17 protein-coding genes and 1 pseudogene are annotated in these 25,052 nt (G+C 32.3%); 13 read left to right on the top strand and 5 right to left on the bottom strand.

Annotation, left to right across the window (positions count from 1 at the left end; genetic code table 11):
- Positions 1-3,616, top strand: a 3,616-nt coding sequence (locus tag IEV63_RS11985) for a contractile injection system tape measure protein (RefSeq protein WP_229737251.1), incomplete at its 5' end; no start/stop codon positions are given.
- A gap of 1 nt (position 3,617) precedes the next feature.
- Complete coding sequence (locus IEV63_RS11980) at positions 3,618-4,964, top strand: ATP-binding protein (protein WP_188407049.1); 1,347 nt, start codon at positions 3,618-3,620, stop codon at positions 4,962-4,964.
- On the opposite strand, the gene IEV63_RS11975 is transcribed toward IEV63_RS11980, so the two are convergent.
- From IEV63_RS11975 to IEV63_RS11965, 3 genes are all read right to left on the bottom strand, one after another.
- Positions 4,965-5,477, bottom strand: a complete 513-nt coding sequence (locus IEV63_RS11975) for a hypothetical protein (protein WP_188407048.1) — start codon at positions 5,475-5,477, stop codon at positions 4,965-4,967. It abuts the gene before it with no gap.
- Between the two features lie 17 nt (positions 5,478-5,494).
- A complete protein-coding gene (locus IEV63_RS11970; RefSeq protein WP_188407047.1) occupies positions 5,495-7,078 on the bottom strand; it encodes an eCIS core domain-containing protein in 1,584 nt (527 codons plus the stop codon).
- A 500-nt stretch (positions 7,079-7,578) separates the two neighbouring features.
- Complete coding sequence (locus IEV63_RS11965) at positions 7,579-8,910, bottom strand: Kelch repeat-containing protein (protein ID WP_188407046.1); 1,332 nt, start codon at positions 8,908-8,910, stop codon at positions 7,579-7,581.
- 186 nt (positions 8,911-9,096) lie between these two features.
- On the opposite strand from IEV63_RS11965, the gene IEV63_RS11960 reads away from it, so the two are divergent.
- Together IEV63_RS11960 and IEV63_RS11955 are read left to right on the top strand one after the other, a co-directional pair.
- A complete protein-coding gene (locus IEV63_RS11960; RefSeq protein ID WP_188407045.1) occupies positions 9,097-11,340 on the top strand; it encodes a PKD-like domain-containing protein in 2,244 nt (747 codons plus the stop codon).
- Positions 11,341-11,447: 107 nt separating this feature from the next.
- Complete coding sequence (locus IEV63_RS11955; protein WP_188407044.1) at positions 11,448-11,720, top strand: hypothetical protein; 273 nt, start codon at positions 11,448-11,450, stop codon at positions 11,718-11,720.
- Between the two features lie 338 nt (positions 11,721-12,058).
- Here the strand turns inward: IEV63_RS11955 and IEV63_RS11950 are convergent, their stop codons facing one another.
- Together IEV63_RS11950 and IEV63_RS13180 are read right to left on the bottom strand one after the other, a co-directional pair.
- Positions 12,059-12,982, bottom strand: coding sequence for a phage tail-like protein (locus IEV63_RS11950; RefSeq protein ID WP_188407043.1), 924 nt, complete (start codon positions 12,980-12,982; stop codon positions 12,059-12,061).
- 222 nt (positions 12,983-13,204) lie between these two features.
- A pseudogene (locus IEV63_RS13180) lies at positions 13,205-13,491 on the bottom strand (transposase); the annotation flags it as partial.
- 364 nt (positions 13,492-13,855) lie between these two features.
- On the opposite strand from IEV63_RS13180, the gene IEV63_RS11940 reads away from it, so the two are divergent.
- The 9 genes from IEV63_RS11940 to IEV63_RS11900 all read left to right on the top strand — a co-directional run.
- Positions 13,856-14,347 carry a T9SS type A sorting domain-containing protein gene (locus IEV63_RS11940; RefSeq protein ID WP_188407042.1) on the top strand — a complete coding sequence of 164 codons (492 nt, stop codon included), beginning with the start codon at positions 13,856-13,858 and terminating at the stop codon, positions 14,345-14,347.
- An 88-nt stretch (positions 14,348-14,435) separates the two neighbouring features.
- A complete protein-coding gene (locus IEV63_RS11935) occupies positions 14,436-16,205 on the top strand; it encodes a DUF8740 domain-containing protein (protein WP_188407041.1) in 1,770 nt (589 codons plus the stop codon).
- A gap of 381 nt (positions 16,206-16,586) precedes the next feature.
- Positions 16,587-18,155: a type I restriction-modification system subunit M gene (locus tag IEV63_RS11930; protein ID WP_188407040.1), complete on the top strand. Its 1,569-nt coding sequence runs from the start codon at positions 16,587-16,589 to the stop codon at positions 18,153-18,155.
- On the top strand, positions 18,155-18,640 hold the full coding sequence (locus tag IEV63_RS11925; protein WP_229737250.1) for a GIY-YIG nuclease family protein: 486 nt from the start codon (positions 18,155-18,157) through the stop codon (positions 18,638-18,640). The genes IEV63_RS11930 and IEV63_RS11925 overlap by 1 nt, the downstream gene beginning before the upstream one ends.
- A gap of 1 nt (position 18,641) precedes the next feature.
- Positions 18,642-19,916 carry a restriction endonuclease subunit S gene (locus IEV63_RS11920; RefSeq protein ID WP_188407039.1) on the top strand — a complete coding sequence of 425 codons (1,275 nt, stop codon included), beginning with the start codon at positions 18,642-18,644 and terminating at the stop codon, positions 19,914-19,916.
- Between the two features lie 12 nt (positions 19,917-19,928).
- Positions 19,929-20,675 (top strand): DUF3800 domain-containing protein, encoded by a 747-nt coding sequence (locus tag IEV63_RS11915; RefSeq protein ID WP_188407038.1) that lies wholly within the window; start codon positions 19,929-19,931, stop codon positions 20,673-20,675.
- Positions 20,676-20,848: 173 nt separating this feature from the next.
- The gene (locus IEV63_RS11910; protein WP_188407037.1) at positions 20,849-20,998 is read left to right on the top strand and encodes a restriction endonuclease subunit S domain-containing protein; all 150 of its coding nucleotides are present in this window, start codon (positions 20,849-20,851) and stop codon (positions 20,996-20,998) included.
- Between the two features lie 101 nt (positions 20,999-21,099).
- Positions 21,100-22,638 (top strand): Fic family protein, encoded by a 1,539-nt coding sequence (locus IEV63_RS11905; protein ID WP_188407036.1) that lies wholly within the window; start codon positions 21,100-21,102, stop codon positions 22,636-22,638.
- Between the two features lie 249 nt (positions 22,639-22,887).
- Positions 22,888-25,052: type I restriction endonuclease subunit R (locus tag IEV63_RS11900; RefSeq protein ID WP_188407035.1), on the top strand; the 2,165-nt coding region annotated here is incomplete at its 3' end.

Below are 25,052 nucleotides of genomic sequence, written 5' to 3'. Positions count from 1 at the left end.
TCAATTTGTAAAGAACAAACAAGTAACTGCTAAATCTTTATGGGAGTTTATACATCAGAATTTTAATTTTCCAGAAAACTTAGCCCAAGAAACAGACGAGTTTATACATTTATTTGAAAAAGCTAAGAAAGAAAAAGACCAAGTTAAAGAGTATTTAAACAACGAAAATCTTAGTATTGAGCATGACGAACTGACCAAGTTAAAGCATCTATTAAAAGAAGAAAAGCTTGATGTAGTGCGATTAATAGAATTATTGTCTACTACTAATTTCACTAGTAAAAAAGCGCTAACAGAATCAGAAAAACTGTGGAAAGGCCATTTACTAACTGAAATTCTTGAATCAACTACCAATAATAATCTTCTTTTACACTTATCTGCAAAAGATGAAAAAAAACTAAAGTCATTATTAGAAAATGCTGAGCATAAAGCTACAGATGTTTGGAAACTGATATGGAAAAATATTAATCATCAACATTTAGAACAAGTTGCAAAAAAGGAAGCTGTATTAAATGAAGAGTTGAAGAAGTTAGTTAAAGATAATTTTGACAGCTCAGATGTTACTGAAATGAATAAATTGAGTAAAATCTTCATCATCTTACATAAGCAAAATTTACTGTATGGTTTATTAGATTTTATAGACGGTAACAAAATTGAAAATTTAAAAAATACAAAAACAACAAGTTCTCTTAAGTGGTCTAAATCCTTAAACAGAAATAACTCTTTGGTTTTTTTATGGAAAAAAAACCAAAAAGGGCTAAATAAAGTGGTTAATCATATACTCGGTAAAAAATATAAATTCACTAAAAATAAAACGAAGAGCAGTTTCATTGCAGAACGTCTCATTTATCTACTTAATTACCAGCTATTAGATAACAAAGAAAAACTTAACCAACAAACCACAGACAAAAAGATATTATTTGACCAAGAAAAAATTAATAATCTATTTGAAAATATAGAAGACTTAAAAAACTTTTTAAAAGCAAATCAATCTAACCATAAGGCATTGGTATTACTAGCTAGCTTATCCTTAAAACCAGAAAAGAACAAACAGATAAAAACCATATTCAATACTATTAATCAAGATATTATTAAGGCTGAGAAATTGTTGAATAAACTTTATGATGAAGGTGTTTTTGTAAGAATTAACGATTCTGTAATTAAACCCCTTATACGTGCAGAAATTTTAATGCATTCCTTTGTATACAACAAAAACCAATTTAAGCCTTATGTATTTTTGTACAACTTTATAGAAAAGCTAAACTCTTCAAATTATGTAGAATTAAAAACACTCAATTTATATTTAAAAACACAAATTAAAATTACAGGAATTGAAGAAAAACTAAATCGAATACTATTAGAGTTTGTAACTTTTAGGCATCAGATAGCCTTAGATAAAAACATATCTAAAGAATATTTTTTTAGTGACTTATTTTTTCATATTCTAAAATATAACAGTGTCCCATCTTGGTCGGTTTATAAAAACTACGAAATAGCTGATGCCATCAGTTTTATGGAAAGCAAGATTAAAAGTAACTCTACAGAGTTTTTACTAAGCGTATTTTCAGACAACAAAATTCAACCAAGGCTTATTAATTTGTTTAAAACAAAAAACATAGATAACCAGGTTCAATTACTCCAAGTATTAGAAGGCAAAAAAAAGCTATCGGTTAAATTATTTAAAGCATTATTACCTTTATCTATTTCATCAAACATTCGCGTTGAAAGTATATTTTCGGCAATTATTAATGCTAAGCCTTGGTTAGATGATAGCAGATTATCTGTTTTAGAAAAAGTAGTTGCTAAGCTCTCAGATGAAGCCAAGGTAAATCGAGAAGAAATTATAGATCAAATTACAAAAGAAGACATAGACTTATTTACTACAGTCTACACTCATAAAAAAGAATGGACATCTAACGAAATGGATATGTTTATTGAGTATTTTATAGTTAACGGAAAGTTTCCGAAAGGCTATAAAACCCGTTCTATCATAACAAAGAAGGAAGTAAAAGTATTTTTGAATAAAAACATTTTAGTTTTAGGGAAGTACATTGAATTTTCTAAAAATGATTTTAACTTTTTTAAAAATTTGCTTAGTCTAACCAACTTAAATAAGGTTAAAACAGAGATCATGAATAATCTCTTTATAAACACACTTCTTAAACAAAAAGTGTATCAACTTCTAAAAAATAGTATCGATTCTTCAACTTCTAGCGAACAATCTAAAAAAGCAAGCTATTATATATTAAATCGCTTTTTTACGGCAAAAGCAAATTTAAAAATCTCTGAACTCAAAATATTAGCTTTTGAAATACAGAATTTGTTACCTAAAAAAATAGCTAATGAATTAGCAAGTTTGATAAATAATGAAATGACAAGTTTTAGGACTAATCCATCACAAAAAGTTTTAAGTCAATTTCAAATTGATCAATTTTTCATTCTCAAAAATGAACTTTCAACTTCAAATACATCTAAATTAGCTTCAGAAAATAGCCTAGACTTACTAATCTATTATTTATCCTTCGGAGCTATTCCAGATCATGAAGAAATAAAATCTGTAAAAGAACTTTTTAAACTAACCACAAAGCTTAATGCATATAATTTAACAAGGTGGAAAATCTTTATTCATTCTATAGGTCATTCAAAAGAAAACATCAAACTCTTGCTTCATCTATATCCTATCCATAAGCACCAGGAATTATTAAAATTAATTCATCCAGATTTGCATCATTCTTTACAATTACTTGAAGATGTAATGCTAAGTTTAAACAAAACATCTTTACATACAATTATAGAAAAGCACTTAAAGGGCCAGAAAATACAAACATCTATGTCTGCTTGGTCCAAAGCATTGGTTATTATAAATAATCCTATTGAAATAATAAGAGAAGTAATAAAGCTCTTAAAAATCGAGAAACTTCCAACAAATGAACTTTTTAAAATTCAAAACCAACTTGAGCTTGTCGACATAGAAGAGAATTCGAAAAATGGTAAAGAAAAAAACATAATTAATGAACTAAAAAATTCAATTAAAGAACAGGTAAAACAAGCAAAAGAATTCCAAAAACAAAATACAAATCAGCATAATAAAATTAGTGAAGAAATAAAAAAAGGTGCTGTAATCATAATCGAAAATGCAGGTTTAATAATTACTTGGCCATTTCTTGCCACCTTGTTTGCAAAGTTAAAATTAACAGATAAAAATAAATTTATTGACGATTACGCCCAGCAAAAAGCTGTATTGTTATCACAATATATCGTAAATTTCAAGTCTGATTTTAACGAAGAATCTTTAGCACTCAACAAAATTATTTGTGGAATGGATGTTATGGGTTTTGTAGATACTACAATAGAGTTAACTGAACATGATAAAGAAACTTGTAATTTTTTATTGAATGCGATCATTCAAAATTGGGAAAAATTAAATAAAACTAGCATAAAAACACTTCAAGAAACCTTTTTACAACGAAGTGGTGAACTAGAATACAAAGAAAAAGACTATAAATTAACAGTAGAAATCAAAGCTTTTGATTTATTATTAAAAACCATTCCTTGGAATATTGGTATGATTCAAACAAGCTTTATGAAAAATAGAATTTTAGTAAACTGGAATTATTAATATGGAACATCTTACAATAAAAGAAAACGCAAATACTATTTTAAAAGAACTTGAATGGTTAGAATTGCTTATAAATAATAGACTAAGCCATTTTTTTAACCCTAAAGAAGAGTTCGACTATCCCTTGCCTCCAGTTTTAACAAGAGATGAAAGTGTTTTTGCAAAATTTATAATGCAAAATGAATTAGAAGATATTGATAGAATAATTATAGCTATGGCCTTAGCGAAAATTGTAAAACCGCAGCTATTTGATCCCTTATTATTAAAAAATAAAACATTTGATACGCACTATGCCAATTTTGGTGGTTTATATGATAAATCGACTGGTCGCTTTGAGCCTACATTAGCAACTGCTACATTTTTATGTTATAACGATAATTTGCTAGACAAACTTAATTTTATAGAACGATTTACAAGTAAGCGTGTTTTTAACCACAATGAAGTTTTGGTTCTTAAACCTATTGATGAAGGAGATCATTGCCTAAATCAAAGCATAAATTTAACCGCGGAGTACTATGAATTAATTGTAACAGGAAAATCTTACTCTCCTAGATATAGTAGTTCATTTCCTGCAAAAGAATTAAAAACTACATTAGACTGGAAACACTTAATTGTTAATGAACAACTATTTAATGAAATAGAGCACGTATCAACTTGGATATCTCATCAAAGAGAAATTGAAAGCAATATCTATTTAAATAGAATTGTTAATACAGGATATAAATGCATATTTTATGGCTCACCTGGAACAGGTAAAACATTAACCGCTGCTTTATTAGGAAAAAAACACAATTTAAAGGTTTATAGAGTAGATCTTTCTCAGTTAGTTTCTAAATATATAGGTGAAACAGAAAAAAACCTTAGCAGACTTTTTGATAAAGCAGAAAACAGAAGATGGATTCTTTTCTTTGATGAAGCAGAGTCTTTATTTTCTAAGCGAACAGAAGTTAAAGATTCTAAAGATAAATATGCCAATCAGCAAACGGGCTATCTACTTCAGCGTATAGAAAATTATAATGGTTTAGTTATACTAGCAACTAATCTGAAACCAAATATTGATAAGGCTTTTTCTAGGAGAATTCAGTCTCACCTATATTTCCCTTTACCAAAAACAGAAGAAAGATACAAACTCTGGAAACAATCATTTTCAAATATTGTTGATTTCCCTGATCATTTTTTGAAGACTATTTCAGAAAAATACGAATTAAGTGGTGGTAATATTAAGAATATTATTCAATTCGCTTGGCTTAGTTCAAAAAAACTAGGAAGCAACATAAAAGAAAATCACGTATTAGCTGGAATAAAAAAAGAACTTAGTAAAGAAGGTAAATCTTTTGGAACAAACTAATTAATGGTTTTTTAATAAAGATCGTTCTATGATCTCATTAAAAGTGAGCTCGCTTTTTAGTACTTTAGTAAATAATGAAGTGTACGCATTAAGATGAGCGTTGATTAACCAGATCATTTTTACCATTATCTCTAAAGAAGAAGTTTCTTTTTCAGCATCAATCAATAAATTATATTTATAAAATGCTAAGCTATTATCAGGTAAAATATTAAAACTACCTACTGCTAAAGTCATATTTATATAGTGAAACAATTTGGATAACTCTTTCATAGATTGCTTGGTGTGCTGCTCCTTAGAAAGCTTTAAATCAACAAAATATTGATACAAAGAGATTCCATCTGACATTTTTTCAAAGTTATTTATTTGGCAAATATCGATAACAAAACCAGTTGTATTGTTAACAGGGTCAATTTCAACATGAACTAACAAATGATTATTACTATCCTTATCATTAGCCGAAAACTTTGTACTGAACCCTAGTTTATGTAAAACATCTTGAAACTTATGTAGCATATAACTATTTTATATAATTAGAAGAAGCTTTTAAGCAAATTCATTCCCATACCTTTTAAGTCTGGTATGCCTGCTCCACCAATAACTTTTTTTGATAAACCTCCCATTGCGCTACCAGCTATATTACCTGCGCTCTTTTTTAGCTCAGTTAAATCTTCATTATTATTTGTTTTATCTGCTAAGTTTTCTCCTTTAGACAAAACTTCTTTTCCCATTTCGCTTTGGCTCAAAGCTTCTTTACCTAAACTCATTGCACCGCTGTAATCGCCTTCCTTAGCACTATCAAAAGCAGATTTTGCTTGCATGCCTTTTTCATAAATTCCTTCTCCTTTAGATAAAACTTCTTTTCCCATTTCACTCTGACTCAAAGCTTCTTTACCTAAACTCATTGCACCGCTGTAATCGCCTTCCTTAGCGCTATCAAAAGCAGATTTTGCTTGCATGCCTTTTTCATAAATTCCTTCTCCTTTAGATAAAACTTTTTTTCCCATTTCACTCTGGCTCAAAGCTTCTTTACCTAAACTCATTGCACCGCTGTAATCGCCTTCCTTAGCACTATCAAAAGCAGATTTTGCTTGCATGCCTTTTTCATAAATTCCTTCTCCTTTAGATAAAACTTTTTTTCCCATTTCACTCTGGCTCAAAGCTTCTTTACCTAAACTCATTGCACCGCTGTAATCGCCTTCCTTAGCACTATCAAAAGCAGATTTTGCTTGCATGCCTTTATTTAATAATTGACTGCCAAAATCGCTAGATCCCAACATTTCCATGCCCTTATTTTTTATAAAATCAAATCCACCATTAAAAAGGCCACTAGATATGTCAGAAAAGTTTCCTCCCATCAAATTACCGATACCATTTTTAAAATCGAAACCAGCTAAACCATCTATTCCATTATTCTTGAAACCTTCGAAAGCTTGACCCATACTACCCGACATAAAATTATCTTTTATACCTGAGATTGCGTTTGAAATACCTCCTTCACCAATAAAGTCTTTAGCCAATCCAGATGCTTTATTCATAAGACCACCAAAAAAACCAGTATCTTCTGATTTATCAGTTTTTTCTTCTTTTTTCTTAGAACCAAAAGGCCATGACATTAATTGCGTAACATTATCATTTTGGCTTACAGACATTAGGTCTGTATCTTGGTTCTTGTCTGTATTTATATCCTTAGTTAATTCAGATCCAAATTTTTCTGCATCATCTTCGAGTGCCTTATCATCATTTATATGATTGTCAAGAATAGGCTTCACCCTACCTTGTTTTTGCTGTACAACATGCCAGGCTTCATGTGGCAAGTGCTGTTCCTGCCCTGAAGAAATATGAATATTAGATCCTTTAGCAAAAGCGTATGAAGATAGCTTTTCAGGTTCGGGAGAATTGTAATGAACACGAACATCATCCAAAGCAATACCCGACAAATGCTCTGCATTTGTTTTTATGTTGTTAGGGAGCTGCTTCGCTACAGTATTGGCTTCATCTTCATTATTACGTATCTTTTCTTTACTTTCATGGTTAATAAAAGGATTCTTTTGATTAACTGAACTGATAGAAAAGTCATTATTCTTTTCTTTCTTAGTTTGAAACTTAGTTTCCATAAGCTATCTAGTTTAAAATAATGTGGTTAGTGTTCAAAAAAAGTTATTCAAAAAACCACCTTATAACCTAATGAATAATTATTTAGCTAATATATAAATAAGAGAATAATTATTTGAATTTTTTTGACATTTATAATTAATCGTACAATTAATTTGAAGTTTTAATTAAAATTTATCAGTTCTGGTTTATTATAAATTCTAAAGCATTAAATTGTTCTTTAGTAAATCGATTAATATTAAGTTCAATTTAAAATTATTGATAAAGCCTGTGTAGTGAACTTTGCTAAAATTCAAAAAACAATCCTGAAGATTAGACATTTTTTATGCATGCTCAGCACGTGTAACAAAAAATACAGTTTCTTTAAAAAATATACATCCAACATTGATATTTATAACGAAATAAGAAATAGACAGCAGGTTTTTTCTTTGAATTTTAATTTAAAAAAACTGACTAAAGTATTAAAAGTTAGCAATTAAATATTTAAATAATAAGCTAAATACTAAATTGATGTTGTAAAAAATTGATGATTTACTTTTATTACTTTGTTGCGTTTGTCACTCAAACTTTTTTTAATAATAAAAATCTCTTTTGCATCAGCACGTATATAAAGTTTCAGTTTGTCTTCAATTTGAGTTAGAAGCTGCTGTCTTTTTTTCTTCTGAGTTTCATAAGATGCATCGCTATCAAACAAATTTAATAACTCTGAATACTCTATAAACCCCGATTGCTTGGCTAGGTAAAAAAATAGTTGTTTTTCTTCTTCCGTTAAAACTTCAATTTTTCGGCCTTTACAGCTAAGCGACATTGATTTTAAGTTAAGATTAATTTTGTTGAAGTTCTTGTATTTTTTAAAACCAAATAAGCTCAAGCCTAAAAAAGCTATTAGGATGCTTGGATATAAAAGCACTTTATATTTATCTTCCATTTGGCTTACAGGCTCGTATAAAAGCGAACTATCTTCAGATTTAAGTTCGAAATGAGAAGCCTTAAAATTTTGATATGTACATGTATAAGTTCCCGTTGAACGGTTTCTTGATGTATAGGTTTTAGTATTGATATCGTATTTTAATAATTTTGTTTGATTCGTAAAGAACGTTTTTAGTTTTACTTCATAAACTGAATTATTTGTGAAATCTAAAACTTGGGTTATAGGGTAATCCATAATGGCAAGCCGCCCATCATGAAGTTGTTCTATTTGCATGTGTGATTCTAAATCGAAACTAGATTTACCAAGATACTTAAATTTAAAAGTGTTTAAATCTAAGACATAAACACTTTTCTGTAGACTATTGCTTCTACGGTTGCCGCTATTAACAAAATATAACTTATTATCTATTACCGTGAAGAGTTCACTTGTAATATACTCCGGAACATCACCGTAGGTATCTACTAAAAACCATTCCCTCGCTTCAAAATCATACCTTATTAATATATTTTTAGTTGTAAATAAACCATAACCTCCTAAAATATAAATTTCATTATTGTAAGTAAAATATGCACTATAAAAAAGATTTTTATGACTAAAAGACTTATCGTGTCTTTTATAGCTTTGGTTAGCATATTCTACCACTACACCACCAGCTCGATCAAATAAATAAGTTTTTCCTTTAATATGAACCGGAATCATATATGATAAATCCGATTTGTCTATATTAAGATTGGGTATACTTTTAAGCTGAAAATCGTTTCCATAATAATATAAGGAGTCATTTATTATAGAAATAGGCTGTTGGGTTTCGTAATCCCAAAAACTTGTTTGATTGTTATCTAGCTTAAAACTCTGCCCAAAAGCCATACTACAAAAAAAGATGAAATACAATCTGTAACACATAATTATTGGTTTATACACATAAATTTACATTTTTTTTAAAAAAAACAAATTGTTTTTGTTCACACTTAAGATAAATAAAATTTGTCTATACATATTCTGTATTAAAAAATAGGAGTAGAATATGGTATCCCCTATTTTTTTTTCAAAAAAATAGATATTGTGTTAATTTAACAAAAATTAATTATTATGAAAAATGTATTTATTCTTGATCCTTTTGAGCTACTTAAAACAAGTCTTCCTGTTTTAATTTTTATGGTTATTGTTATTATTGGTTACTTACGACATAAAATTGAAAACAAAACCCCTAAGGGTCTTATAGATATCGAAGTTATTAATCAAAAATGGCTTACTGAAAATAATTGGTCTGCAAGATTTTCACTTTTGTTTTTACCCTTTGTTTTCTTATACAATATCCTGGTCTGGTTTGGTTTTGGGATTGTTTCAATCTTAGAGCTATTGGCTTTTTTATTTAAAAAGATTTGGTCAATCTTAGTTTATGTTTGGTCTAAAATCTGTACATTCATTACATTTATCTGGTTCGAAGTTATTCATCCAACAGTATTTTGGTTATCAAAATTATTTTGGCATTACCCTTTACTTTTTGTTTGGTACTTTTTTGAATATTCTTTCCAACATATTAAATACGCTTTCAAAACATCTAGCATATCTATATCGGTAAAAAAACTCTTATTATTAACTGGTACAGGTGGCGTATTAACTGGTATTTATTTTTTGTTCCCAAATCTTTATTCTTTAGCAGTAGTAAGCTTTTTGTTTTTGGTACTATTTCAATACACAATATTTAGTTCTATTGCATTACATGTTAGTGAGTTTGATAATATTAAAGTAAAACCTACAATAATTACCACTTTAATATGGCTAGCCATCTCAGCTACATCTACAATTATTTTAGTTGTAATAGAAAAATTAAATGTGTATCCATTATCAGCAGCAGGGGTTTCTATCTCTCAAATTTTGATTCCTTTTAGTTTTTTATTGGGAATTGCATTTATAACTTCAGTAACATGTTTAGCTCCCTATTATTATAATAAGGATAAATTAAACATACTAGATTATTTAAAACAGGTTTTACTACGATTACCAAAATTAATTTATGCACAGCCTTTTCAGTTAATTGGTGTAAGTATTGTAGGCATCATGCCATTATTAATCTTTTTCGTATTCAACATTGGAGTAGAAAAAACCACTGGTCGTGACTTTGAAGCTTGGATTAGTGAAATAAGTCTTCTTGAACAAGATTTAGTTAGTTTTGGTAAAGTTGAAAGTGAAATTTCAACTACCCAAAATGAAATAAATTTCGTTCTGAAGCAGAAAGATAGTACAACTACTTATGAAAACGAACAAATAAAGGCAATTGAGAATTCTAAGCTGAATTTAACTATTTTACTAAACAAAATTGAAGATAAACAAATACATACATTTGATGGTATTGCTTATGAAGGTGAAAAACAGTTTTTTAGTATTCCAAGTATTAGCCAATGCACTAATTATAAATTTTTAATTGAAAAAGATGGTGAAATCTTTTTAGAGAAGGGCATTCAACCTAGTAAAGACAATCAATCAATTATTCTAAACTATAGATGGTGGCAATCTGGTGAATACAAAATAAGCCTTGTTCCAGAAAATAGTTGTGGCTCTTTAAATGTACCTGATGTTTACGTAAGTGTTGAAGCACGTCGACTTCCTATAAATGCGCCATCTGGAAAACAAATAGTTTGTGAAAATGAAATTGTAGAATATACAGCACAAGATGGCTATGATAGTTACGAATGGCAACATCCTTTTGGTAGTAAAACTACCACAACTCCGAATATTACTCTAACCTGGGGCAACATTTCGGGCACAATTAGAGTAAGAGGAGTCAACCAAAATGGAGATATAACACTTTGGACAGGTAAAGATGTAAAAGTTGAATTACTTCCCGGAACTGCTAAACCTACAGAAGATTTTGTGGCCAATGAAGAGCCAAACACTTATAAAGTTTCAAGAGATTTTACATTTATTTCTAGAGAAGCAGCAAGAGATTCAATAACCAAAGTTGAAGATTTAATTATAAATAAAACCACAACATTAAATTCTCTTAATAAACAATTTGAAAATAAGCTTAAAACACTAAAAAGTGAGTTAACAAACTTAGAACAGAAAAAAGTAGATCTCCCATTAAAAATGATTGGTAAGTTTTTGGCTATTTTAGGTATATCATTAGCTATTGCCTTATTGTTTTCGACTTCATTTACCTATTTAATTTTATTCCATTACCGTTTATTCAACTTTAAACAAAATGGAAAACATTATTGGGAAGAAACACTACAAGAGATACAATCTAAAAACCCAAAACAACCTTTACTTGGATTTTTTATGTTATTAATAATTTCTGCATTGGTTTATAGTATAAGTCTAATTATATAGTGGGAAGTTTTAAAAAAACGATTATTAGAATTCAATATTTCAAAATAAGAAAAAAGTCAGGCAGCCAAATAGGCAAAAAATAAAAAGGCTAATAATCTAAAAAGGGAATGGATAAAGACAAGGTTAAAATATTGGCTAATAGGAATTTCTACAAAAAAAACTTTATAGGTAGTAAAACTACTTGGACATTTAATGAAAATGGAAGCAAGCTAAACATTAAAACTAAATGGTTTGGCATCAATACAGCTAATTCAATTATTAATGTAAGTAGTTTAGGTGATGGAAGTTTTGTTGGTAAAGGTTTTATGCTACAAAAATTTTATTTAGAAGATAATACAATAAAAAGTGGAACCATGTATTTAAAAGAAGTATCTGAGTAATTATAAAATCTACTAAAAAGATATTTTACTAAATTATAATGGCTAATCTATACTTGGTGAATACCAATAGGCACTAACAACTTACGACACGTAATCAATTTATTAATAGCAGATAGATATTAAAATTTTGGATGGTAAATATCTTTCGATTATCATAAATTTAAACTGGAATGGGTTATGACAAGTCAAATAACAAAGTTCGAACCCCAAGAGTGAATTTGTTATTTTCTGTAATCTCAATGATAACAAAGGCTATGAAGGAGTATAAAAAAGGAGAACCTGTCGATTATGACAAGTTCTCCGCTTTGGTGAGCCACTCGTGCGAGCGCGACCGCCCGCTACGGGCAATTTAAGAGGTGAGTCAAAAGTGCCGTCCAGCTTGAACGTTCTGCATTTAACTCGGCTAAGGTAGGTATGCGGTATCCTGTTGGGCATGGGTTGTTGGTACCGTTAACACCCTGCCATAAATCATCTACTCCTGAAACAGAAGGGTCTACCCAATTTTGATTACCACTATTACGTAAAATAAATAGAGCATGCCTTGCATTTGCTGGGTCGTTATCAAAATTGGAAACGCCATCGGTTGCTAGAACAGCACTATAAGTAGGTGAATTTCGCTTCTCGTGCCCGTCGGCAGCTCTACCCCATTGGTAGAAGTCGCCGTAACTAGCTACATCGGTGCGATAAGTGGCTACTTGGCTCGCCCCCAAGTTTCGGTCCATCCATATTTCTCCTTTTATGGAGATGACTACATTTACGCCGAAGTCTGCCCAATTTGCTTTGGTATAAAACTGCAAGGATTTTGTATCGGTGTTAAAAATCAGTAAACCAGCAGGTGGGTCACTGATGTTATTGCGTTGATTTGTGCTTAGGCGTGGTGGTAAAAAACCTTGGTTGGTAGTGGCAAGATCTAAAATAGCATTCACATCGTGAGTTGTGGTGTTTATGCCTACATCGCCTATTCCACTTGGCGCTGGATTGGTATTTACAGGCGTCGTTGCGCGTTCGTTGTAGGTGACCCAATTATTTCCATCGCAAAATTCAATAGAATTGGTGCTGGTATTAAATATAATCAAACCCGCACTTGGCGATGGTATCAAGTCCCGTTGTGCAGTATCCATCCGCGGTGGTAAAAAGCCTCTTTCGTTGGTTTCTAGCTGTAAAATAGCTGATTCGTCTGGATTTAATGTGCCTATGCCTACCTGGGCTTGAATTATTAATGTGTTTGTGATTAAAATTAATTTTAGGATTATCTTATTCACCCTTCTCGTATTTTTTGTTTTATGCTTGATTAAATAATTAAAATTGAAATAGTTATCTGTAAAATTAGTTGAACCATTTATTACACATCCTACACAAAAGGGTAGTTAACATTTGTTTTATAATATTATCATGAAGTGTTACTTAACGAAGTTTATGGGGTAGTTGGCGGTAAAGTGATAATTTTGTTTCCAATAAAAATATTATCTTTAAACTCTAAGTCCGATTAATCGAAGTCTCGAATGTTCAACTTGACACACCTTACTGCCGTCAGGCAAGTTGTTTTTAAGTCATTATTTACCGTTTCAATAACATATATTTTCTAAGTAATCTTTTATCAGAAAGAGTCATTAGGCTGTTTTATATTGTTACGAAGTTGAGTAATGAGATGTAAACCGTCAACAAATAAAAGCTTCTCATTCTTTTTAGAAATGTATCTTTTATCGGCAAATAGTTTTCCAAATATTCCTTTTTAAAAGCTTTCGTTTTTTAATGATTCTCTATCAGCAACTTGTATAAACGAAAGCCACTGATGTGAAATAAATTCATAATTATAATAATTTCACTCTGACTCATGACAGGTAGTGTTTTAGACTTATTGCCTAAACTATGTTTATGTAAAATGGGAGTTAATTGTTGAGTAAACTCATCGACAAGACCAAGAATATCAGTAATTTTGGTGTAAGTTATGATAAGAAATAGCTTTTATATATTTGAATTTCAACACTTTAAATATAAAGCTATTTCTTTTTTTTGCAATAAAACTTTCAAAAATATTAATCGAACTCAGGTTATAAAGATGTGAATGCAATGAATTTAAATATGCTTTAACAATTAAAAAATTTTAAATTTTTAACTAAATTTGTAATTAAAAGATGATAAAAAATTTAAACCAGTCCGTTGTACTTCTAACAACAATATTGTTTTGGATTAGTTTAGCACAAGCTCAAGAATCAATCAATACTTCAGGGGGTGATGCATCGGGCAGTAGTGGTACAGTTGCTTACAGTGTAGGTCAGGTAGTTTACACTACAAACACAGCGAGTAATGGTAGTGCAGCTCAAGGTGTGCAACAAGCCTATGAAATTTACAGTTTAGCTATAAAGGAAGTTAGGACTTCTATTTCGGTTGATGTATTTCCAAATCCTACTACTAGTAATTTAACCTTGCAAATAAACGAATTTAATAACCAGAGGTATTCTTACCAGCTTTACGACATACTAGGCAAAGCTTTAAAGAAAGGTGAAATTACAAGTCAGCAAACACAAATAAACACATCAGGTTTACCTTCAGCCACTTACATCCTTCACATACAAAATGAAGAAAGCCAAAAAGTACAATCCTTTAAAGTAATTAAAACTCAATGATATAGTATTTTTGAAAAAAATACGTAGTCTAATTAGTCCCGATAGCGAAGCGTATCGAAAATAAATAAAACGAATTTAAATTAAAAACATGAAAACAATGAAACATGTATTTACTATTTTAATAAGCATACTAATGGCTGCAAACGTCTTTGGTCAAACCCCAGAAAAGATGAGTTACCAAGGTGTTATTAGAGACAGTGCTAACGAATTAGTTGCTAATAATCAAGTTAGTATGCAGTTAAGTATCCTGCAAGGTGGTGATAACGGTAACGTAGTTTATCAAGAAACCCAAACGCCAACCACTAACGTAAACGGCTTAGTGAGTGTTGAAATTGGAACAGGAACAATAATTAGCGGTAATTTTACAACTATTGACTGGTCAGCTGGCCCTTATTTTATTAAAACCGAAACTGATCCAACAGGCGGTTCAAATTACAGCATTACAGGAACAAGTCAGTTGATGAGTGTTCCTTATGCCTTATATGCCAAGGAGTCTGGTAGCTCTATACCAGGACCGGCAGGTGAAGATGGCGATGATGGCGTTGGAATTACATCTACGACCGATAATAACGATGGTACATTTACACTCAACTTTAGTGACGGTAGTAGTTTTACAACTTCAGATTTAACAGGCCCACAAGGCCCGATAGGCGATCCTGGCAACGATGGTATTGATGGAGAAGACGGCGATGATGGCGTTGGAATTACATCTACGACCGATAATAACGATGGTACATTTACACTCAACTTTAGCGATGGTAGTAGTTTTACCACTTCAGATTTAACAGGTCCACAAGGCCCGATAGGCGCTCCTGGCAACGATGGTATTGATGGAGAAGACGGCGATGATGGCGTTGGAATTACATCTACGACCGATAACAATGACGGAACATTTACACTCAACTTTAGTGACGGTAGTAGTTTTACCACTTCAGATTTAACAGGCCCACAAGGTGTAGCTAGTTCAGGTAATAATCCTGGAGATATGCTTTATTGGGATGGTTCAGAATGGGTAATTGTGCCGGTTGGTTCCCCTGGTCAAGTACTTCAACTTAATGTAAATGGAACACCTGAATGGATGGGATCTGGATATGCCACTATTACAACAAACCCTGTAACAAATATTGGTCCAACCGAAGCTGATTTTAGTGGCGATGTAACTTCTGACGGTGGTGCTGCTGTAACTGAACGTGGTTTTGTTTATGATACAAGTCCTTCGCCTAATTTAACTGATAATGTTGAAATAGTTGGAGACGGAACAGGGAGTTTTAATACCACAATTACAGGATTAGCCATTGGTCAGACTTATTATGTTAGAGCTTATGCTACTAACAACAGTGGAACAATTTATGGCAACGAAGTATCTTTTCAAACGAATTCTTCTTACGAGCTTGGTGATACAGGACCAGCTGGTGGTTTGGTGTTTTATGATAAAGGATCATACAGTGATGGTTGGCGCTATATGGAAGCAAATCCAGTAGATTTGTCAACAGGAACCGATTGGGGTTGTTCTGGTAGCTTAATTCCTGGTAGCCAACCAAGCGCTATAGGAAACGGCCCCCAAAACACACAAGATATTGTAGATAATTGTACAGGAACAAACATAGCAGCTAGATTATGTAACAATTATACATTTAATGGATTTGATGACTGGTTTTTGCCTGCACGCCAGGAGTTAGACCAAATGTACCTGAACCTTCATGCACAAGGCTTAGGCTCTTTTAATAGTCTATCTACTTATTGGAGTTCCACTGAAAACAATAATATCAGTGCGCAAGGCGTATCCTTCAATACTGGAAATACTATAAATAATAATAAATTGTCTTCTTACAGAGTAAGAGCAGCGAGAAGATTTTAAATGTTTCTTGGTCGAGACTCTTAAAAGCATTTTTGGCGGGATTTTTTATCAAATTTTCCGCCATTTTAATTTCAATACACCAAGATTTAATTTCTAATTTGCTGTAAATAATGTCTTGTACTATAGCATGAATTTAACTGAGTAAAAATCAAAGCAAACTTAGGATGAAGACCATAATCAATTTGGTTTAGGTTTTTTAATTAGATAAATTTTTAAACCGAAGTTACTCAATTTCCATTCATAGCAAATCTATTTTCCATTGAATAGTTTCTTAGATTATAAATTTACTTCGAACATTCTATACTCGAAATTCCAGCCCAATACTAGCTTTACAAATACAAAAACCCTAAATTAGACCATTCTAAAACCAAATACAAACACATGTCCGAAGACCATAAAAAACAACTTGAAACTCAACTGTGGAATATTGCCAACGAACTCCGTGGAAAAATGGATGCAGACGAGTTTCGAGATTATATCTTAGGCTTTATATTCTTTAAATACCTATCTGAAAAAATGCATATTTATGCAGACGAAGTATTAAAGGATGATGGCCTTCAATTTGTAGATTTAAATCCTGATGATGCTACCGATGCCGAATACCTTGATGCCGTTCGGGAAGAAGCTTTAGGAAAATTGGGGTACTTTTTAATGCCCAACGAGTTGTTTTCTGAAATTGCCAAACGGGGTAACAAAAAAGCGGTTGACCAAAGCAATTTTATTATTGAAGACCTAACCGCTATTCTCAATAATATTGAACAAAGCACCATGGGAACGGATTCTGAAGATGATTTTGGTAATTTGTTTGAAGATTTAGATCTCAACTCTACCAAATTAGGAAAAACCGTTGATGCCAGAAACTCGTTAATTGCTAAAGTCTTGGCACATTTAGATAAAATTGACTTTAAATTACAAGACACCGAAAGCGATGTCTTAGGCGATGCTTACGAATATTTAATTGCGCAGTTTGCCAGTGGAGCAGGAAAAAAAGCTGGTGAGTTTTACACCCCACAACAAGTCTCTAAAGTTTTAGCTAAACTCGTTACCCTTGGTAAAGACAAAATAAAATCGGTTTACGATCCCACTTGTGGGAGTAGTTCGTTGTTGTTGCGTGTGGCTAAAGAAACCAACGTAGCGCAATTTTTTGGGCAAGAGCTCAACCGAACCACTTACAATTTAGCGCGCATGAACATGATTTTGCATGATGTACATTACAAGCGTTTTGATATTCGGCAAGAAGATACCTTAGAGAAACCACAGCATTTTGATCAGAAATTTGAAGCCATTGTCGCCAATCCGCCATTTTCAGCCAATTGGTCTGCCAACGATTTGTTTTTAGGCGACGAACGTTTTAGTCATTACGGCAAACTCGCACCCAAATCGAAAGCCGATTATGCATTTGTGCAACACATGTTGTATCATCTAGACGAGCAAGGCACGATGGCTGTAGTTTTACCCCATGGCGCATTATTTCGTGGTGCAGCCGAAGGCCATATTCGGGAATTCATCATTAAAGAAAAAAACGAACTGGATGCCGTAATTGGTTTACCTGCCAATATATTTTATGGCACCAGCATACCGACTTGCATTATGGTCTTTAAAAAATGCCGCCCAAACGATCAGGATATTTTATTTATTGATGCGTCTCAGGAATTTGAAAAAGTAAAAACACAAAATTACCTGACGGAAGAACATGTCAATAAAATCATCAATACCTATCAAACCCGCGAAAATGTAGATAAATACGCCTATGTAGCCAGTTTAAAAGAAGTGGAAGAAAACGATTACAACCTAAACATTCCCCGTTATGTAGATACTTTTGAAGAAGAAGAACCTGTAGATTTAGAAGCGGTTAGCCAAGAATTGAAGCAACTGAACCAAGACATCACCGAAGTAGATAAAGAAATTGAAGGCTATTGCCAGGAGTTGAATTTAAATACGCCGTTTTAATGACATTTATAGGATATATGTATATTTTAGAATGTAGTAATGGAAGTTATTACACAGGTAGCACCAAAAATTTAGAACGGCGTTTGCAACAGCATCAAAACGGCGATGGCGCAAATCATACCAAAAAGCATTTGCCTGTTAAACTTGTTTATTTTGAAACCTTTAGTAGAATAGATGAAGCCTTTTACAGAGAGAAACAAATACAAGGTTGGAGCAGAAAAAAGAAAGAAGCACTAATAAATGGTTTTCCCGAAAAACTGCATGATTTAGCAAAATGTTTGAATGAGACTTCACACGTTGGCTTCGGCTCCGCTCAGCCTACGTGTGGCTCCGCTCAGCCAACTATAGACGATAAAACGGTTGACTTCGACTCCGCTCAGTCAACTATTGACGATGAAACGGTTGACTTCGACTCCGCTCAGTCAACTATTGACGATAAAACGGTTGTTGAGCGGAGCCGAAACAACCCTGAAACCCAAAACTAAAATGAAATCTTCAACTGAAACTAACGTGCCTGAATTACGCTTTCCTGAATTTGAAGGGGAGTGGAGCAATTTTATTATAAAAAATATTTCTACGAAAGTAACTGATGGTACACATAGTACTCCTAAAACTCAAAGTAACGGGTTACCATATATTACTGCAATTCATGTAAAAGACGGTAACATAGATTTTAAAAATTGTTATTATTTAAGCGAAAAAGATCATAAAGAAATCTACAATAGATGTAACCCAGAATATGGAGACATACTAATGGTAAATATTGGTGCTGGAACAGCTACTGTTTCCAGGGTTAATGTAGAATATGAATTTAGTTTAAAAAATGTAGCCCTTATTAAACCTGATAAAAATATTGTTGACAGTTATTTTTTAGCCCAAATACAAAGGGAAAAAAGTAAGAGACTCAAACATCAATTAGCTTCTGGTGGTGCTCAACCATTTTTATCTTTGAAAGCTATCAAAAAATTAAAATTGAGTTTACCCCAACTCCCCGAACAACAAAAAATAGCCGATTTTTTAAGTCAAGTCGATCGTAAAATAGACTTACTCCAACAAAAAGTAACTGCATTAGCACAATACAAAAAAGGCGTGATGCAACAGCTCTTCCCTTCGGCAAGCTCAGGGCAAGTACCACAGTTGCGGTTTAAGCGCGGCCTGAGCGGAGCCGAAGGGCAAGATGATGGCAGTGATTATCCTGAATGGGAAGAGAAGAAGTTGGGGGAGATTTTGAATTATTATGATGGAACACATCAAACACCAAAATATGTTAGTGAAGGCATACCGTTTTATAGTGTTGAACATATAACATCTAATCAATTCACTAAAACAAAATATATCTCAGAAAAAGTATTTGAGAAAGAAAATAAAAGGGTAAAACTTGAAAGAGGCGATATATTAATGACCCGTATTGGAGATATTGGAACATCAAGGCTCATAGATTGGGATGTGAAAGCATCATTTTATGTTAGTCTTGCATTATTGAAACAAAATGAAAGTTTCAACTCAGGTTATCTGAATCAATATATTTCTTCATTAATCTTTCAAAAGGAATTATGGAGACGAACAATTCACGTTGCCTTTCCAAAAAAAATCAACCTAGGAGAAATTGGAAATTGTAAAGTAAAAATGCCATCATTAATTGAACAAACCAAAATCGCTAATTTTTTAAGTAGCATCGACCAAAAAATAGCGCACACGCAAGAGCAATTGGAGCAGACTAAAAGCTTTAAAAAAGGTTTATTGCAGAAAATGTTTGTGTAAAAATTATGATATATGCATATACTTTATGTAGATGAAAGCGGAGATCCTGGTAAGCATAAATATAGCTCACCGCATTTTATATTATCAGGATTAATTATTGCACAAGATGATTGGTCTTTATGCTTATCCAACTTAAAAACCTTTCGTAAATCTGTTTATACAAAATATGGTTTAAATCAGAGAACTGAAATACATGCATCAGAGTTAATTAGAATCAATAATTTAAAAAAATATCAAGCCATACGTAAAACCAATAGGATAAATATTTTAAAAGATTATGCAAGTCAAATACCAATGATTTTTTGCAATTCGAAAATCATCAATATTTGTTTGAAGGTAGAAGAATTTCCTGAAGCTGATATTTTTGAATTAGCTTGGTCAAGACTTTTACAACGTTATGATACTTATTTAAAAAAAGATGCTAAAGACAAAGGTTTAGTTATAATAGATGATACTGATAGTATAAAACTTCAAAATTTACAGCGAAAGATGAGAGTTTATAATCCTATACCATCTCATTATGATAATGGTTCATACAATGCCCCTATAAACAATATTTTAGAAGATCCATTTTCTAGAAACTCAAATCAATCTTACTTTATTCAAACGGTAGATGTTATTGCTCATTTATTGTATAGAAAAGAATTTCCAAAAGGAAGTTTAAAAAAATATGGTTTAGAATATCAATTTAATAAATTTGAACCAATATTGCTAAAAAGAGCAAGTAAAGAAGATAGTTTGGGTATTGTTAGAAAATAAAAAAACCTCGGTTCAAAAACCGAGGATTTTGTTGCGGCCCTATTAAAGCAAACGGCTCTAATCGAGTCGACTTATATTTTTGAGAATTGTATAATTGACTTTAATTAAAACAAATATAAGAATACTTACATATATGCAATTATAATTTAATAAAAATTAGCATTACCAAGATTATGTCAGAACAAAGTAAAGTCAACATAGCTCGAAAAACCAAAATTGCTAATTTTTTAAGTAGCGTAGACCAAAAAATAGCGCACACGCAGGAGCAATTGGAGCAACCCCAAAGCTTTAAAAAAGGTTTGTTGCAGAAAATGTTTGTGTAGTTTTAAGTAATTTTCATATTTCAGCGAAATAATAAGCATTTTTCACTGTTGGTAATCATTTTTCAGCTACATTTGAAAATAAACGTTTTTCATCTTAAACCATGAATATTAAACATTATTCACTTGATATACGTGTTTTTCACGGGAGACAAGCACCGGAAAGCGGCACATTAGTGGGCTATGGCGCTATTATAGAAGCGCATCAACTACATGTGCCTTTACCTGAACGATTAGCTTTGATCAGCACTAAAAATCGTCGTTACACCACTGCACAATGGCTGGTGTTGACACCAAGACATGCGCCTGAAGACAATTTATATAAACAATTGGTATTTGCTTTAAAGTATGAAGGCGTTAATCTTTTAGTCATTAAAAAGCTTTTTACATGTATTGATAAAGCGCAAATTGCCAATATGGTAATTGCTGAAGCACTCGGTCAATACAGTAGAAAGCTATGGTTTTTGTATGAGTGGTTGTTTGACGAACAACTGGATATTCCATACTTAAAAACAGGTAATTATGTGCCTTTACTAAACGAGAAATTACAATACGCCATTGCGGGTACAAAATCCGCGCGACATCGGCTCATCAATAATCTACCAGGAACAAAAGAATTTTGTCCGTTAATAGACAAAACTGAGAAATTAGAAAGCTACATCAAAGCGAAGTTAGCAGAGCAAAAAAACAACTACCTAGCTAGATTTCAAGCCGCTATTTTACAGCGCGCATCTTCATTTTTGCTCTTAAAAGATTCTAAAGCATCCTTTAGCATAGAGCAAGAAAATCCCGGTACTAATAGAGCCACGCGCTGGGGAAAAGCCATTGGTCAAGCAGGAAACAAAACATTAAGCATTGAAGAATTAGAACGTTTACAGCAAATAATTATTGAAAATGCTCGATTTGTTAAGCTAGGTTTAAGAAAAGAAGGTGGATTTGTGGGTGAACATGATCGGTTTACGGGCGAACCCATTCCAGAACATATCTCTGCCAAACAAGAGGATTTATCAGCACTATTAAATGGTTTAGTAGATGCCAACCAACGCATGCAAGATGAAGATTTTGACGCAGTACTTGCGGCAGCATCTATAGCTTTTGGGATGGTATTTATACATCCATTTCAAGATGGTAACGGCCGTTTACACCGATACATTATTCATCATATTTTAGCCAAAAAAGGATTTACATCACAAGGTGTCATTTTTCCCATATCAGCTTCAATCCTAGACCATATTGAAGATTACAAAAAAGTGTTAGAAAGTTATTCTCATGCTTTGTTAGATGTTATTGATTGGGAAACAACCCAAGACCATAATGTGAAAGTTTTAAATGAAACTATTGACTTTTATCGTTATTTTAATGCCACCAAACAAGCCGAATTTTTGTATGATTGTGTTAGCGATACGCTAAATCGAATCATTCCACAAGAAGTTAATTATTTATTGAAGTATGATGAATTTAAAGTTTTTATAGATGAAAATTTTGAAATGCCCGATAAAATGCTAGCTACCTTAGTTCGTTTTTTAGAGCAAAATGAAGGTTTACTTTCAAAACGAGCTTTGAAGAAAGAATTTTCAGCATTAAATGCAAGCGAAGTAAAATGGATAGAAGAAACCTATCGTAAAATCTTCTTAGATAACTAGGGTCAAGATAAAGTGAAGCAACACTTGAAAAACAATTTTTAAATCAATCCATCGAATAGAGAAAATGTTTTACAGAAATAAAAAACAAACATAAATTTGCAGCGACAGTACACACCACGCTACCCATTAGCACAGCGTCCCAGGGTGTGTCTTTTTTTTATATCTTGAAGTCTTATTTTTCAGCGTTTAACTATATTTACACCTAATCCTACACAGTAAGCTCTACCTTAGATAATTATACAGAAATAAATGACTAGACAAAGCGAAGCAGCACTTGAAGAACAGCTCCTAAAGCAATTACAAGGTTTAGGTTACCAAAAAATAGTTATCAAAAACGAAACGGAGTTATTGGCTAATTTGAAGCAGCAGTTTGAAAAGCATAACGCTGTTCAGCTTTCGTCTACAGAGTTTCAACGGGTATTGAATATCCTTAACAAAGGTTCCGTTTTTGAGCGATCTAAACTGATACGCCAAAAGCAACACATCGAGCGAGATAACGGAGACATTTTATATTTCGATTTTCTGAATACACAAGCTTGGTGTAAAAATCAGTTTCAAGTTACTAACCAAATTACCATAGATGGCAAATACATCAATCGGTATGATGTTACTATATTAATCAATGGTTTACCCATAACACAAATCGAGCTCAAACGTCGTGGTTGCGAAATGGCCGAAGCACACCGTCAAATTTTACGCTATAAAAGTCATTCCTTTGGTTCAGGTTCGGGTTTATTTCAATTGGTTCAACTCTTTGTAATTTCGAATGGTGTAAATACCAAGTATTTTGCCAACAACCGTTTACGCGCATTAAACTATAAACAAACCTTTTATTGGGCAAAAGAAGATAATTCAAAAATCACCCAGTTATCTGAATTTACAGAAACCTTTTTAGAGCCTTGTCAATTATCCAAACTCATTAGTCAATACATCGTATTAGCTGAAACCGACCGTATTTTGATGGCCTTACGACCTTATCAATACTATGCCACCGAAAAGTTAATTGATAGGGTTAAAAACTCAACCAAAAATGGCTACATCTGGCACACCACAGGTTCAGGAAAAACATTAACTTCCTTTAAGGCAAGTCAAATAATCAAAGATATTCCAGAAGTTACCAAAGTAGTGTTTGTAGTAGATCGTCGAGATTTAGACTATCAAACTACGGTAGAATTTAATAATTTTTCAGATGGTAGCGTAGATGGAACGGACAATACAAAAGAGCTGGTAAAGCAGTTTGGTAACGACACTAAATTGATGGTTACCACCATTCAAAAGCTAAATAATGCCATAATGAGCAAGCGTTATGAAGCCATAATGAAGCCTTTACAAAATGAAAAAATGGTCTTTATTTTTGATGAATGCCACCGTTCTCAATTTGGTGAAACACATCAACGCATCACTAATTTTTTCAATAAGGTTCAACTTTTTGGCTTTACAGGCACACCCATTTTTGCCGATAATGCGGTAAAAAATCAATTAGGGAAACGAACTACCAAAGAATTATTTGGAGATTGTTTACACAAATATGTCATTACCGATGCCATTAGAGACGAAAACGTGCTTAAGTTTTCAATAGAATATGTTGGGCGATATAAACAAAAAGCAGAAAGTAGTCTCAATTTCGTAGATATTGATGTAGAAGATATCAACACCAAAGAAGTGCTAGAATCGGAAGAAAGAATTGAAAAAATTGCCGATTACATCATCAAGTCGCATCCCATTAAAACCCACTACAAAAATTTTACAGCCATGCTATGCGTAAGTAGCATTGATGCTTTAAAAATATATTACCAAGCTTTTAAAGCAAAGAAAGAAGCAGGCAAGCACAATTTAAAGATCGCAACCATATTTTCTTACGAAGCCAATCAAGAGTTTGATGGAGCTGATGGTGAAACCAATATAGAATTAGGTCTTGTTGCTGAACCAGAAGCTACTTATCATACCAATAATAGAGAAGCTTTAGAATCGTATTTAGAAGATTACAATCTCCAGTTTAAGACAAAATATTCAACCAAATCAAGCCAAGACTTTTACAACTATTACAATGATATCGCTAAACGAGTTAAATTGAAAGAAATAGATATTTTAATCGTCGTAAATATGTTTTTGACAGGCTTTGATAGTAAATCTTTGAATACCTTATACGTAGATAAAAACTTGAAATACCATGGATTAATTCAAGCTTATTCGCGAACCAACCGAATTTTGAACAAGCAAAAATCCCATGGAAACATTGTGGTATTCAGAAATTTAAAAGAAGCTACAGACGAAGCCATTGCGTTATTTTCGAATAAACAAGCCAAGGATACCATCTTGATGGAGCCTTATGAAGATTACATTGCTGCTTTTCAAAAAGCTTTAACCGAATTAAAGGAAGTTGCACCAAGCGTAGATAGTGTAAATGAATTGAC

This window comes from Psychroflexus salis, from assembly GCF_014640175.1.
Classification (GTDB): Bacteria; Bacteroidota; Bacteroidia; order Flavobacteriales; family Flavobacteriaceae; genus Psychroflexus; species Psychroflexus salis.
The sequence above is the reverse complement of the archived record's forward strand: the minus strand, read 5'-3'. Positions and strand labels throughout refer to the sequence as shown.

What these genes read in the sequence shown, in the direction of transcription:
- IEV63_RS11970 (WP_188407047.1), bottom strand. Translation starts at nt 7,078, where the DNA reads ATGGAAACTAAGTTTCAAACTAAGAAAGAAAAGAATAATGACTTTTCT.
- IEV63_RS11935 (WP_188407041.1), top strand. Translation starts at nt 14,436, where the DNA reads ATGAAAACAATGAAACATGTATTTACTATTTTAATAAGCATACTAATG.
- IEV63_RS11940 (WP_188407042.1), top strand. Translation starts at nt 13,856, where the DNA reads ATGATAAAAAATTTAAACCAGTCCGTTGTACTTCTAACAACAATATTG.
- IEV63_RS11960 (WP_188407045.1), top strand. Translation starts at nt 9,097, where the DNA reads ATGAAAAATGTATTTATTCTTGATCCTTTTGAGCTACTTAAAACAAGT.
- IEV63_RS11905 (WP_188407036.1), top strand. Translation starts at nt 21,100, where the DNA reads ATGAATATTAAACATTATTCACTTGATATACGTGTTTTTCACGGGAGA.
- IEV63_RS11925 (WP_229737250.1), top strand. Translation starts at nt 18,155, where the DNA reads ATGACATTTATAGGATATATGTATATTTTAGAATGTAGTAATGGAAGT.
- IEV63_RS11955 (WP_188407044.1), top strand. Translation starts at nt 11,448, where the DNA reads ATGGATAAAGACAAGGTTAAAATATTGGCTAATAGGAATTTCTACAAA.
- IEV63_RS11975 (WP_188407048.1), bottom strand. Translation starts at nt 5,477, where the DNA reads ATGCTACATAAGTTTCAAGATGTTTTACATAAACTAGGGTTCAGTACA.
- IEV63_RS11910 (WP_188407037.1), top strand. Translation starts at nt 20,849, where the DNA reads ATGTCAGAACAAAGTAAAGTCAACATAGCTCGAAAAACCAAAATTGCT.
- IEV63_RS11920 (WP_188407039.1), top strand. Translation starts at nt 18,642, where the DNA reads ATGAAATCTTCAACTGAAACTAACGTGCCTGAATTACGCTTTCCTGAA.
- IEV63_RS11915 (WP_188407038.1), top strand. Translation starts at nt 19,929, where the DNA reads ATGCATATACTTTATGTAGATGAAAGCGGAGATCCTGGTAAGCATAAA.
- IEV63_RS11965 (WP_188407046.1), bottom strand. Translation starts at nt 8,910, where the DNA reads ATGTGTTACAGATTGTATTTCATCTTTTTTTGTAGTATGGCTTTTGGG.
- IEV63_RS11930 (WP_188407040.1), top strand. Translation starts at nt 16,587, where the DNA reads ATGTCCGAAGACCATAAAAAACAACTTGAAACTCAACTGTGGAATATT.
- IEV63_RS11980 (WP_188407049.1), top strand. Translation starts at nt 3,618, where the DNA reads ATGGAACATCTTACAATAAAAGAAAACGCAAATACTATTTTAAAAGAA.